General features: G+C 35.9%; 5 protein-coding genes. All 5 read right to left on the reverse strand.

Features of this window, described 5'->3' with window-relative positions; translation table 11 throughout:
- Window positions 1-8: 8 nt before the first annotated feature.
- Complete coding sequence (locus PR799_RS03185) at window positions 9-10,088, reverse strand: anthrax toxin-like adenylyl cyclase domain-containing protein (RefSeq protein WP_272521243.1); 10,080 nt, start codon at window positions 10,086-10,088, stop codon at window positions 9-11.
- A gap of 486 nt (window positions 10,089-10,574) precedes the next feature.
- Window positions 10,575-11,222: an MBL fold metallo-hydrolase gene (locus tag PR799_RS03190; RefSeq protein ID WP_272521244.1), complete on the reverse strand. Its 648-nt coding sequence runs from the start codon at window positions 11,220-11,222 to the stop codon at window positions 10,575-10,577.
- Between the two features lie 39 nt (window positions 11,223-11,261).
- On the reverse strand, window positions 11,262-11,810 hold the full coding sequence (locus PR799_RS03195) for a YcbK family protein (RefSeq protein WP_006657827.1): 549 nt from the start codon (window positions 11,808-11,810) through the stop codon (window positions 11,262-11,264).
- A gap of 314 nt (window positions 11,811-12,124) precedes the next feature.
- Entirely contained in the window at window positions 12,125-13,852 is a 1,728-nt protein-coding gene (ldtD, locus tag PR799_RS03200) for a L,D-transpeptidase (RefSeq protein ID WP_272521245.1), read from the reverse strand.
- Between the two features lie 366 nt (window positions 13,853-14,218).
- Entirely contained in the window at window positions 14,219-14,932 is a 714-nt protein-coding gene (gene aphA / locus PR799_RS03205) for an acid phosphatase AphA (protein ID WP_154604241.1), read from the reverse strand.
- Window positions 14,933-14,974: the final 42 nt, after the last annotated feature.

A 14,974-nucleotide genomic window follows, 5' to 3' on the forward strand; every position in this document is an offset into this window, starting at 1 on the left:
CAAAGGAATTACTTCAAATGGCTCAGGAAACGCTCTGTCATTTGGACGCCTCCCCAGTTATTTCTGACATTATCATGACCAATATTAGGATCAGAACTTCCCTCATAAGCAATACGTTGCTCCGCCAACAACTGTATCAAGCGATCAAGAGTTGATTCCTCATTGTGTTTTGATAATTGCTTGTAATCATTCAAAAAGCTCACCTGCATCACACTAGTCATTGAGGCAGTATGATTATTGTGTTGCAAAATCACTCTCCTTCCGCTCTTTGATTGATATACCGTTTCTGCAAGCGTTGCTGAAAGTTCTTTGTAGCTTACTTCAGTAGAGGAAAAATCAACCAGTACCACTTGATTATGCCCTTCGAGATCATGGATAGTGACATCCCCTTGCCCATGACCACTCACAATATAGATATCATCCCCTTTATCACCAGCTAAATGGTCCTTTCCATCTAAAGAAATTAATACATCCTGTCTCATACCTTGTGCCAATAAAATATCATCGCCTTGACCACCATAAAGGATATTTTCGCCACCTGTTGTTATCAACTTATCATTCCCACTCCCACCTTTAATCACACGGCCATGTTGTGACATATCCATCACCTCATCATGACCGGCGAGCATATCAATAAGCCAATGCTCTCTCGCATAATTCTCGGATAATACAATTCCATCATTTTTCAAGGTTTGTTTTAATGGTTTAGGAACACCATTTAGCATGTCAGCAAGCTCATTAACTGGCTTCCAGATGGCTAACTGCCCTGAATGTTTTGCTTTATCGAGTTTTTCTGATAAGTAATAAGACAACGAAGTCATACTATGCGTCGTCGATGAAATATATTTGTTATCGAGTTGGTTATAATGATGAATATTAAAGCTGCCCCCGCTAGTATCCGTTGGCTGCTTAATCTTGAGAATTTTACCTGATGATGAAACATAGACCTGATAGTCGGGCTCGACTTCTTCAATAGCTTGCTGTTTAAAGTTAACTAAATGGATATGGTTATTACCAAGATTATCTTCAATATAAACGGCGCCTGAGTGGTTGCCATCAATAATATAATGGTCATCTCCACCTTCGCCCATCAAAGTATCTATTCCTTCACCTGATAGCAGTAAATCATCCCCCTCACCACCACTAATAAAGTTCTTTCCTGTCCCGCCATAGAGAACATTATTCCCCACCGTGGCTTTAATATTATCATCACCTTCTCCACCTAATAGCACATAGCTATTTAAGCTCTTATTGATAATAGTATCGTCACCATTTTGACCATCAATAACATGCTTTTCTGATATATAACCCGCAGGTAAAAGAATTTGATCGTCATGATCGCTACTCTTTATAACTGGATTGAGTGGGGAAATATGATTTTTCTGTAAATCCACTTTAAATACATTACTATATTTATCTTGGATCAAAATCACCTCAGAAAGATTATCTCCCACATTTGTAAAATGAACGGTGAGTTTTTTCTGCCCAAACTTATCGAAGTTACCTAATTTGCCCTCATCCATCGATAGAGCAAAACCATTCTCGGTAGGTAATAATAAAATCACCTTATCATGTTCAGTGAAACTGTCTTTTACCTTCGCAAAATCAAAGGTAATTTCGCCATATTCATCTTTTTCTGTAAGAATTTGATAGGTATCAGCCCCGCGAGTGACTTCAATATAATTCCCTAATTTCACCAAAGGCAAAAAGTTATTTTTATCATTACCGCGATATGTTAATTTTTCCGCACGACCTATTGGTGCAAACCATCCCCATTCAGGTGCTACATGTTTTCGGTTCTTGTTTATTATGACGGTATTAGCCGTTTCATCTATTTCGACGGATTTACTGTCGGTAGTCGCGACTTGGTCGGCTTCTTGAATATAACTGAGGCTAAAATATTGCCCTGACTCTTTTTGGCCAATCTGCGTCGTCATCAACCAGCCATCTCGAGTTTGTACTCGATACACATGGTGAGTTTTTTTTAAGTCGCTATTTGGATCAATAACATTCTCTAACCGAATTAAAACTGAACTTTTTACATTGGTAAAATCATGTCCATCCTCCGTGCTACTTGGTAATTTAATGGTCAGAATTAAATCATTACCGCTTAGTTCAACCTGTTCTATTTCATCTAAAGAATATTCGATGCTCACATGACTTTGTGAACGACTCGATTCCTTGATAGCCACCTTAGCCTGATATTCTTTACTATTATTCTTATAGATAGGGTTTAGAAAACGTCTAGTTTTGACGGCTTTTTCTTTCCTTTCCCAATACTGCTCTGAAAGATAGAGATCGTTAACATGCTGCATCCATTCAAAACGGCGAATATGATAACTATCATTGCCATCACCACCCACGGCATCACCTTGAGTTAAAATAAGCTTATCATCACCACCATATCCGACTAATAAATCTTTACCTAATCCACCATCAAGTACATTATCTTTATCATCGCCACGTAAACTATCATTGGTATTTCCTCTGATGATAATATTTTCTATATTTTGTAAATGAGCAACAGAAATAAATGGATGTTTTCCTTCTTTCTTATAATGCAGTGTATTTTTTTCTAAATTAACATAAGCATGATGAGCATCAGGTAATAGATCAATAATCAGCGTATCCTTCCCGCCTTGACCATCAAGATACTTAGTTGGCATTGTGTTATTACGTGACATTAATCCGCTTAAATTATTATCTCGCAAATAAAAGAGATCATCTTTATCTCCACCAGCGAAATATTTTTCGCCAGATAAAACCTGAAATGCATTTTTTCGCTCTTTTGCACCAATAATGACATCATTACCGTTAGCTGTATTCCAACTCGTTCCTCTACTACGAGGGTTATCCAAATACAATGCGATCCTAGGGATATTACCCACTAAATTTTCACTAAATCTCCGCTCATTTTCTCTAAACACCTGCTGCCCTATCACTCCAAATTCAGTTTTCTTCGAATAAAAATTAATTTGAGAGTAGCTCGAATTTAATAACTGATGATGTATTGGTAAGGTCAAGAGACTCTCTGAAATTTTATGGCGAGATTTAAATTCTTCAAATAACGGATTTTTATATTTTGAATTTAAAAAATAAATATCATTAGTAGGTTTAGTACCTGTTTGTTTTATATCAACTATCTCTTTAGCTTCTTTTTTAAGCTCGAAATCACTACGAACCGATAACCCCATTCTTTGATACACATAATTTAAATTTTTAAACCATGCACTTCTTCTAATGATCTTGTTGTTAAAAATAAAATCAATTTCGTTAGCAGTAAAAGAAGGCGCATCTCTTTTCGAAAAATGGGATTTATAATGCCCTGCATCTATACGTCGTTCTTCTAATTTCCCAAGAAAATAATTTCCATATTTATCCACTAAATAGTATTTTTGCTCATCATCATAAACAGGGGCTTCAATAATACCCAAATGATGATCAAAGCCTGCCGCTAGAATATTACTCTCAAATAATGTAAGATCCATTTCCCAATCTTGTTTTTTAAATGCATTGATATACAACTGGGTATTCATCTCCTGTTGAGTGCGCAAAGTAGGCTCTAAACCTAAAGCCCCTCGAATTCCTTCTTCTAATTCCCGATCCCAATCAATATTAATGACCTCTTTAATATTCTCAACTGCACGAATACCATTGTAAACCCATCCTCCCACAAGCAAAACTCCCCCAACAACTAATCCAATAACAGGAACAGTCGAAGCTCCGACTAATACAGCAACCACTGTCACACCATTAACTACAGCACTCGCAATTGATAAAGCAGCATTGACGGTAAGATCTTGGCGTTGCTTAGGATCGGATACTTCATTGAGTTTGGATAAACAATCGTAGGCTTGATAGATATCAATGCCCATCCCGACTAAGTTAAAAATGACAACGGTTCCTGCGGCAAGCCTTGTACGAATAAGGGAGCTAACACCTCTTGCAGAAGAGATATTTAACAACATCGGTTGTATAATCATATCTCCGTAATTAAAAAAAGCGGATGCACAAAGTAAATAAAATTGTTTTTCTAGTTCATTAATCTCTTCTTCTGTAATATCTGGTTTATCAAGTTTATTCAAAATAGCATATGCGCTAATCATGCTTTGAATAACACCAGCAGACCCCATTCCTTGACCAAATTTATTTGCAGTACGTTGGAATAATGGAAGTTTAGTTCCAGCCTGGCGAACTTTTAATAAAGTTGAAGATGGAATAGTTTCTCGCTGTACATCACTATTATTTGCTAGATACTTAAACTGCTTTTTCAGCACTGCCGATTCACTAAAACTAGCTTGGTGATTGACTAATTGATATATATCTACTGAATTTAGCTGCTCATGAAATATTTTAGTAAAAATAACGTCGTCTTTTCCACCTTCCATTAAGGAAAAATACATTGCTAGCTTTTCAGGAGAAAAACGCATTTTTTTATGCAGGTTATCTGAGGTGATATCCGATAAAGTGATGGGTTTCCCCTCTATCGTTGCCCCTAATTGCTGTAATTTAGCGAAAGCGATTTTTTCACCATGAATAGTGACCCAACTATTTTTAGGTGAACTAAATTCAGCTTGCTCGATAATAGATTTACGTTGACTCTGTAGAGATGATAATCCGACTTTTAAGCTCTGCGACTCCAAATCAATTGATTGAATGTTTCCCCTAAAGTCACCATTTTCCATTTTTTGGAAGCCGGCCGACTTCCCTCTATTTATAGATTGCCCATCGGAAAGTTTGATGTCCTCATTAAAATACTGTTTCAGTTGCTGTTGAAATTGCTGTTGCGCTAACTGAAGAGAGTTATTTCTAATGCTAAATTGCACCCCTTGAGGGTCAAATAGGCAAATTTCGTACGCCCCATTACGCCTAACATGAGTTACAGTGTAAGTTGTTGACTTACCATGTAAAAATACGATCCTATTTGACGTATCAGCAACCACTGAAAATAAATCTACGACTGATTGGTCAGAAATAGAGATACTGTTATTCTTGATTAGCGAATCAATATCCTGAGTATATTTTTGCATTTTTTTCAGCAAAGTATCCTCTGCTGAAGTCAGTGTATTTTGGTCTTCAATTAACTCAATTTGAGCCTTTCGCTCAAGAAAATCACGTGCTAACTTACTATCGGTTAGATAATATTCAATGCCATATATACGACCTAATTCTCGGTCTATCCCATTAGAGCCACCATATTGCGATACAATACCATGATTAATCAAACCAATATTTTTTCCTTGGTTTAATTGTTGGTGATATTGTTGCAATCGTTGGGCTTGATAATTTTCATAAGTTTTAAATGCTTCAGTAAAAGAGATGCTTTTAAATATTCCACTATCACCTTCAAAGTTTTTAGCACTGAGCTCACTAAATCCTTTTAAATTCTCACTTAACAAAATGAAATTATTGTTATCAGTCACTAAAGCTAAAATTTTACCTTTATCTATTCCATCACCGGCAGGAAATAGCTGTTTAAGTAATTCTTGGGACTTTTTACTTAAATTATTTAATACTGAGAGATCATTTTTTATTGCCATTAATAAAGTATGGATGCTATCTGCTTGTTGCCGATAACTCATCTCTATTGTTGCCTCTATCAATTGATTTATTGATGCTGAATTGAGTTCATATCTACGGTTTAATGCTTCATTTAACTTTGAATTTACGAGAGGATCACTTAATACAATAATTAGTTTTTTAACATCAATAAGCCCTTCGTTATCCGAAAAGTAATTTAACAAATAAGGATGTTGCATAAAATCAATATCTTGAATAGCAATTTCTTTTAATGCTATTTTTTCCAAAAACGAAATGAGCTGCTGGTTAGGCTGACTTGCGAGTACAGCAGGAGAAACATTACTGCTTACCGTTGTGGGTTTATCCGGAGCTTCATAGGTAAATTTAGATTTAACTTCACGGTTAATACCTTGTACTTTAAGCTCCTTAGATAAACTGCTAAGAAATATCTTATGCTCACCCGCCTCCGTTATCATTGCAGGTCCCACAGAATGAAATAGGATATTTTCTGGACTTATCAGTGGATATTGTTTTTTGAGTGCCGATAACTCAATAGATAATGCATTTGTGGGCTTTCGTAACGTTTCTGCATCGCCAATCATCACCCAATGAGTTATTTTTTGTTGTTCCACTAAAGACATTAGATGTTCTTTACCGTATTCCAAAATATGTTTTTTACTATCAACATCCATTTGAAAAATTAATGTATTTTGAGGACTTCTAGCAGCTAAATTCTCTGCTTGTAATAAACCTTTTTTATCCCCCATCAGCCTAATAATAACCGTTAATTCTTCTGAGTGCTTAATTGTTCTTTCTAATGACTTTTTTTGAATATTCTGGCTATTAACCATCTTCCAAATGGGAGTATCAATGATACCAAGTTCATTTAGCCGTGTAGGGAAAGTTGAATAGAAATCATCAGGTAAAATATTATTATGTTTTTTAAGCTCCTGAATAAATAATTTATAGGCATCTTGATTATAAGCAACTTTCTTTAGTAAATTATTATCAATAGTACGAGTATCGGGGTCCCTAAACATAGACATAGGATCAGGCTCAATATAATCATCTAACTGAGCAAGTGAGAGTTCACCACGACGAAGCTCATTAATAAAATATAATGTGCTAGAGTTATTATTAATCCTGACTTGCTCACTTTCTGAATGGTATTGATAGACAAATTTATAACCTTGGGTATTTACTGAGTCTATTTCAAAATCAACTGGATAGATCAGCTTAGACCCTAAATACATATTTCCAACTTGCCGATTATAAGCGATAACAGGAGCTTGTATATTATTTTCAGCAAGTAAACTAGTCGCTTTTAGTGCAAAGTTTTCATTAACACCGCCTCGACCTAAATTGCAACCTATCATGACGAGTTTATCCGGCGTTGTATTTTTTAAAACTTTTCTGCGCAAATACATTAATGCATCTACATATTGCTGTGCATTTTTTCCCATATAAAGAGTTGGCTGATGATCACCATAATATTCTCCATGACCAATTGTTATCCAACGCACTTTTCCTACATTAATTCTATTTAGGTCTCCATGCAAAATTTTATATTGCTTCGAGCCCATATCATACTGTATAACCATAGAGTCTTCAGGATGTTTAGAAAATGCATTAGCAGTTGCTTTAGCTGAATCTTTATCACCACCATTTTGTATAATAACATTATAGGTATATTTAGTAGGTTTTACCTGTCTATTAGTTTCCGCATCATTAGCTTTGTTCGTACTGTATATCAGCATCGGATCTAGCCAAATATCTAGGTTGCCCGTATTTGGTAAATCGGTTTCCGACAATCGGCTACTTTGATGACTTTCCTGCATGTTTACATAAATATCACCAAAGTCTGTATCTAACTGAACAACAGGTTTTTCTGTGTTCGGATCATTATTGATGATACTTTTTTTCCGTATTATTTCCGTTCGTCCTTCAATAAAACTGTCTGATATTTTACGTTTAGGCTCGAAGTATTGACCATTATCTCCTTCACTCCATTTTTTATTTAATGGGGCTCTATAACCCTGATTTATTAATAACTGCTGAAAATTAGAAAGCTGTTCGACGTTATGAACAATGATTGCACCTTGAGAGTTCATATGAAAATAAGTATCGATGGATTCCGTCGTACCTATAAGGTTATTTTTCCCTTTTAGCCGTTCCGGTAAGAAAAAGGTAATAGGGAAATTTTCGCTCATGACACTTGCAGGGTTAGCGTCATCAGCCCCATGATGGATCAGCTCCATCCCTTCAGCTAGACCAAGTTTTTTATTTAATTTATTTTTTATTTCTTTGATTCTTTTATTTGTAATGCCATTATCTTTGCCTTCTTTTTTATTATACTCAACTTCATTATGATATAATTTTTTCTGCTCTGGCGTTAATTCATCATAAATAACGTTTGATTTCCATTCAGACCAACTTGGCATCTCTGTCATTTTTACATAATGCTCCAATTCAGAGAATGGAAAAATAATCGTAAAAAGATCATAATCGGCAGTCAGTGCTTTTCCTGTTACAGGATCAGCAATAACATGGAATGGTTTAATATTACCTTCATCTTCATGGCATACATGCCAAAAATATTTGCCATCTCGATTTATTTTTTTTAACAAAAAAACTTTTTCTTGCCCATCGAGAAGAGATGTTGTTTTACTATATTCACTACCATTAACTTTCTCTAATGGTGTAATTTCATTATATACAGTTAATTCATTAACTCTCTCTGGTGTTAGTTCAAGAATGGTCGATTTTGCATGTCCATTATCAATCGCCTGTTGTGTATATGAATTATATTTATTTTTATTTTCACGTCCTGATCGTTTAGCGTATTCCTGTAATACAGGAATAAAGCCACTGTGAGGTCCCCAATCTGAACTTTTACTCTTAATATTTAATCCTTTACTACTGTATTCTCCAGATGAAATTAAACTCGCTGATTTTTCATCAACAGGGCGAATACCTATGATAATATTTTCCTCATTTGCAACTTGCGTAATCGCCTTTTGATGAGATTCAGGTATACCAGTAATCATCTTTCTATCATCAGGATCAATTGGGCTTAATTGTAAATTAACACTTTTATAATCAAGTTTAGTATTGTTAAGTTCTAATATTGCCTTAGATTTAATTTTAACATCTTTAATATCAAAATTTTTACTTACCTCGTATACCAAGCCTCCATCAGAAGAGATAAAAATATTCCGCCCTAATTCTGATAAAATTTGGGATTTTCTTTCTATTAAATACTTTAATTCAAAATTATCAATAATATCCGTGTATATGTAAAATGATTTACCATTAATTTCAGCTTTAACTTTAATTATTTTCTCTTCAGGATTAAAATCTTTATAAATAATCCTATCTCTATCATTAATACCTACAGATACCTCTCTTTCTGATAGTAATGCACTTTCCGTAATATTAATTTCAGTTTTATTTAATTTACTTAAGTTAAAATTTACATTTCCATCATAGTTATACTTATAATAACCTATTTTAAAATCATTGTTTTTCAAGGGAATGAAACTATAATCATCTGATTGTTTTAGTACAAAACCCTTTAGAAAATTAAAAAATTCTTCTTGGTTATCATATTTTTTTATTCCTGAGTTTGGATCGAAAAATGTGAACTCCCAAGATTTTGTTGTTGCATTAAAATCTGCTGTTATTGCCATTACATGAGTACTTGAACAGAATTTGTATCTCAGGGGATTACGCCCATGGCTAGTTTCATTACTTAACTTTCTTATGAATTCATTTAATGAAACCTCTTTTTTTAAATGGTCATCATATTTATTTCCTTCATGTGACTGGCTCCTTTTCATTCCTCTCAATATATTTAAAGATTCAACTTTATTATAATTATCCCTTTGAATATCATTAAAAACAATCTTCAAAAAAAATCTTGCATCATGTTTCGTAAAATATTTATCCATTGGATTATTTACATCACTAAAATGCGCCTTTAGCTTCAGAAACAATGGATCTTTTGAAATTTCTAGACCTTCTTTTGATTTAAAAAAATCATCATCAGCAAGAAGTGCACAATGATATTTTTTTGCTTTTATTTTTTGCAGTTCAACAATAGATTCATAATACTCACCTTTAAATTGGCTATCTTCATATGTCGTGTTTATAACGTAATCAATATAGTCTTTGAAACTTCGACCATTAATATCTTCATATGTGGTTTGTTCAAAATAATTATAATTTCTTACGGAGCTTTCATAATTTTCTTGATGCTTAACTGCATTAAAAACAAACTCATTCAAGAGCGCTTCCGTATGCATTTTTAGTGCATCTGAACGTGCTTGACTTAAGGTATCTTGGTTTGTTTTATGATTATTCGCTACATCTAATAGGGCATTTAACTGTTTAATATAATCAATATGTTGATTATTACCCGCATATATTAAATACTCATTAGCTAGGCCGTAACAATAACTAAGGGTCTTAGCCTGACTAATGCCATACTCACTTAATAATTTATTTCTTAAAGCCTCATTTTCAATAGAGTTTGCATATAGATGTAAGTTAACTTGTTCAAAATCCATTTAGAAGTCCTCATATAATTTATAAACATCCAATCTATATTCAACCAAAACATAACCGCACTGAATTTATTTTAAAAATAGATTATAGATATAAAATTAATAATAATAACTAACTAATTAAAATTAATTTGAAGACTAAAAATATCAATATATTTTTAATTTATCCAACTTAATATGAAAATTAAGATTTATTTCAATAAATAAAAAGTTATTAATATTAAATTATTAAATATATCATTACTCTTAATAGCAGCAATGTGAATTAATTATCAGAGGTGGAAATAAAAACGCCCCATAAATGGGGCGACAGACCATTGACAAACCCATCAGGTTTGGAAATGGCTCTTTTGGGTTGTAAAATTAACAAGGAAAATCAATTTATTGATTTTCACCTGATAACACAAAGAGGGAAAAACCACGTTTTTATCCCTCTTTGTCATCAACCTCACGCCCCATAAATGGGGCGCTCTTATTTATTTCATCTTTTTACCAAACAGGTAATTCGTCTTGCAAGAAAGGATTAGAAATGCGCTCATGCCCTAATGTCGACATCGGACCATGGCCCGGAATAAAGTGATAATCATCACCAAGCGGCAGCAGTTTGTTCTTAATCGATGCGATCAGGTCTTGATGGTTACCGCGAGGAAAATCGCTGCGCCCGACGCCACCTTTAAACAACACATCTCCCATGGAAATAAGTTTGTCAGCATGGTTCACAAAAACAATGTGGCCGGGTGTATGACCTGGGCAATGCAGCACATCAAATTTAATGTTTCCACACGTGATGCTATCCCCTTCTTCTAGCCAATGATCTGGTGTGAAATCAGGGCAATCACCAATATAAAACATCGCATTTTGCTCAGCGAGATTTTCAATCCAGAACGCATCTTCTTTCTGTGGACCATAAATCGGTACACCGAAATGTTTTGCTAGGGGGGCTGAGGCGCCAATATGGTCAGAATGACCGTGGGTAAGCAGGATTTTCGTTAATGTTAATCCGCGGCTTTCAATGGCAGTAATCAGCTTTTCAGCCTCACCGCCGGGATCAACAATCACTGCATTCATTGAGGTTTCATCCCAGATAACCTGACAGTTTTGCATAAACGGGGTTACTGGGATAATCGTATATTTCATCGAACAATCACTCCATAATCTGTGTCACCTATGCACAGATTACCATGTTCTGACTGGACCTGTATCGATATGAATGAAATTGCTTTTCGGATAATAGCCCACACCGCCAGCACCCATTTTTAATGCCGCTTTACGGACGTTACTTAGCTGCAAGCCTTCAATATGGAAATCCATCGCTTGCCCACGGGTATGATAGCTTTGTTTCGCTACACCAGAGCTTTTACGACGTAATTCATTATTGGTTTGTAATGAACGATAACCCGAAATCAGCTGAACAGGTTTATTGGTTCCCATCATCATTTGCAGCAAATAAATTTGGTCAAATAATTTAGGATCAATGGTTTTCACTTTATCGCAGCGATAATCACGGAAAAGGTGATTTAAGCGAGCTAATTCAGACTTGTTATAACGGCGACCATCGAAAAACTCGGTCTTTAAAAACTCACCTGTATTTAAGTTTTGAAAACGTAAAATTCTTGGGCGAGGTGTACTCATTGCAGCAAGTACATGATTAGGTAATAGTCCCAGACCGATTGCGGCAGCACCAATTCCCAACCACTTTCTGCGGTTTTGATCAATCATATCCATAGGTGATAACTCAGGCGTTAATTATTCAGTAAATATACATTTCAACTTCATCAGTCTAGCAAAGGATATTTCGCTTTAATGTATAATTATGTAAAGAATTGAGTAAATTAAGGAAAATCCATCACTTTTATGCAAAAAGGTGAGTGGAATCACTTAGTCTAATCCGATTAGGACAGTTCTAATGCCCCATCAGGAATCATATGTAAACACAATGCATTCAATATATAAATATATTAAAACGGAATTGTTAGGAAGATTTAGGAATTAATGCAGAAAATAGCATCGAGGAGCCTAAGCCCCTCGATTAATAATCACTATTTTAAAATCGCTTTGATTGCAGGGAGATATTTTTCAGCGTTATCAATACTGCCATCATATTGATAAATATCCGCCCGATATTGCGGTTGCTGATCTTTATCAACCCACGCGGTTTGATAGTATAGATATACAGGAATACGGTCAGGAATATTCACATAACGCGTTGAGCCTTCTTTTAATGCCCCATCAATACGAGTCTGCGCCCAACCTGCATCACCTAATAAAATCGTTGCTAACTCGCTCGCTTTATTCACACGAACACAACCAGAACTAATGGCCCGAGCATTTTTATTAAACAGGCTATGGTTTGGTGTGTCATGGAGATAAATCGCGTCTGAACTCGGCATATTAAACTTATAACGCCCTAAAGAGTTACTTGAGCCTGGCGCTTGGCGAATGCGATAAGGGAAATTCGCAGGTGTAATATTTTCCCAGTCAATTGAATAAGGGTCAATCTCATAAGCATCTTGCCCCCACCCTGAATAAACCGTATAGCCTTTACGGCTAAAGTAGCTTGGATCCATTTTACCTTTCGGTGCAATATCCTTGCGCGCCAAACTGGTTGGCACACTCCAAGGTGGGTTAATCACCACATTATTCAATGCACTGCTCATAATTGGTGTTTTACGATCTGCACGCCCAACAATCACTTTCGAATCCAAAATGATGTCGTTATTCAGATAAAAATCCAATGTGTACGCAGGGATATTCACCAAAATTCCTGTACCGCTACTTTCAGGAACAATCCGTAAACGCTGAATATTCAGTGCCATCAGCCCCGCTTTTTGTTTTGGCTGCATATTGAGCCAAACGCGCGTGCCTTTACCAATCACACCATCGGCTTCTAAACCATATTGAAGCTGAAATTTTTTCACTGCGTCCACTAAGTCATCGCTATACACACGGGCATTAGCGGTGACTTTATTGATCTCTTCTGGCGGAGCTGATGCATCAACGGCCTCACCTACCGCAGCAGCTTCCAACAATCCATCACGCACTAAAATCTCACGGAGCGTAATGACATCATCGCTGGCTTGACCCGGTTTTAATGCTTTCGTACCCGTAATTTCTAACGTATCTTCTGGCAACGCGAGCTGTTTTAGCATCTCTTTGCGCATCGGTTGATACATCGCGTGTTTCGGTGCTTGAGCCTTCACCCACTCACCCAAACGATGTTCAGATTCAGCCTCTAACCATGGTTTCATTTGTGCCGCGGTCGGAGCGATAATTTTATAAGGGCGGCTGGTGTATAGCCAATATTGCCCCGTCGACTCAACGGAAGACAGATATTGTAAATAACCCAACATAGCGTCGGATAAAATAGCATCTCGCCCCATTTCGCTCAGCTGGCTATTTTCCAATGAAACTAACCATTCGCTAAATTGAGGTTGGAAACCTGCTAAGGCAAGCTCGGCTAATTGCTGTTGAAACTGGCTAATTGCCGTTTCATCTTGCCATAACAATTGCATTTGCCTGTCGGCATAAATTTTCGCCAACTGGTCCGCAAACACCAGTTTAGTTTCTGATGGTAAAGATGCGTTAAGCTTTTCCAAGCTCTCTTTTGTCGTAACTTTACTCACCTCTTCAGCGACAACTGATTGAGGTTGTTGAATTTCCATACTGCTTTGCTGCGTATTTTCTGCTGCGGAAAATGCAGGGAACTGCATCGCCATCAGCCCACATAATACTGAGATCTGCAGAGCTTTCACTCTTCTCTTTGCCATACATCCACCTTAAAGTTACTACATGGATAACATTATTTTTTTATTATAGTGACACTATTTGATTATATTTAACTCTGAGAAGAATGTTATAGGAATTGACTAATTTTGTCTTTATTGATGAAAAAAGTTATTGAGGTAGGTGATCCGAAATAAGTGCTATTTATAAGACAATATGAGAAATAGAATTGTTTGCGTTTTCCACCAAAGCTAAACGATATAACATATCAAATATTGACGTTTTTATTCTTTCAATAGAGTTAATTTAATATAAGTTATATTAAATCGCTGGAATGCGTCATCAATAAATAAACACTATTTTGTTAGTTAAAGGCGAATAAATACCTTTAACTAACTTTTTATCGAATATTAATATTCTGAGTTGATAACGACTTCCTCACCAAAGCGACCCGCTTTTGGCAACGGTTGGTAAGAGGAATTTGATGCACGGAGAATACGAATCCCACGAATATCCAACTCATGAGCCGCAGCAATATCCGCATCTGCGTCACCATAATAGATAGTTAATTTATGGTCACGCATCCAGCTTACTTTATTATTTTTACCTGGCTCATCGCCGGCAAAAATGACTGGATTCATTTTATCCGCAGGAATTCTTAAACCTTCTTGCACATATTGAGTCACAGTTTCAGTTTTAGTCTGTGTACGACCTGTAATAAAGTAAACTTTATCACCACGTTCTAAGTGCATTTTAACTAAATCGATGCCCACTTGTTTTGGCATACTGAATTTGTCCCACTCATTATTCATTTTTTCCCAGAATTGAGGGTTTTTCAGATAGCTAAAATCATTTGGGGAGAATTCAAGTTTTCCACGGTAGAAACCAGGACTTGAGAATAAAACGGTATCATCGATATCAAAGCCCACTGCCATTGGCGCTTTGCCTTCTAAACTCTGTTTAATTTGTTCAACAGAGACCCAATGAACCGGTTGTTGTGCCGCTAATTCCGCAACAGTGACTCCAGTACTGACTGTTTCTGGCATTGGAATTTTGGCTTGAGATGTTGCCGTAAAGCTCAGCGCTAATGCAATTGCACTTAACGTTAGGGTAATTTTCTTCATGTTCGATCCTTATAATAATTCATTTTCGTGACTAACCACTCA

This window comes from Providencia sp. PROV202, assembly GCF_028479565.1.
In the GTDB taxonomy this organism is placed as follows: domain Bacteria; phylum Pseudomonadota; class Gammaproteobacteria; order Enterobacterales; family Enterobacteriaceae; genus Providencia; species Providencia zhijiangensis.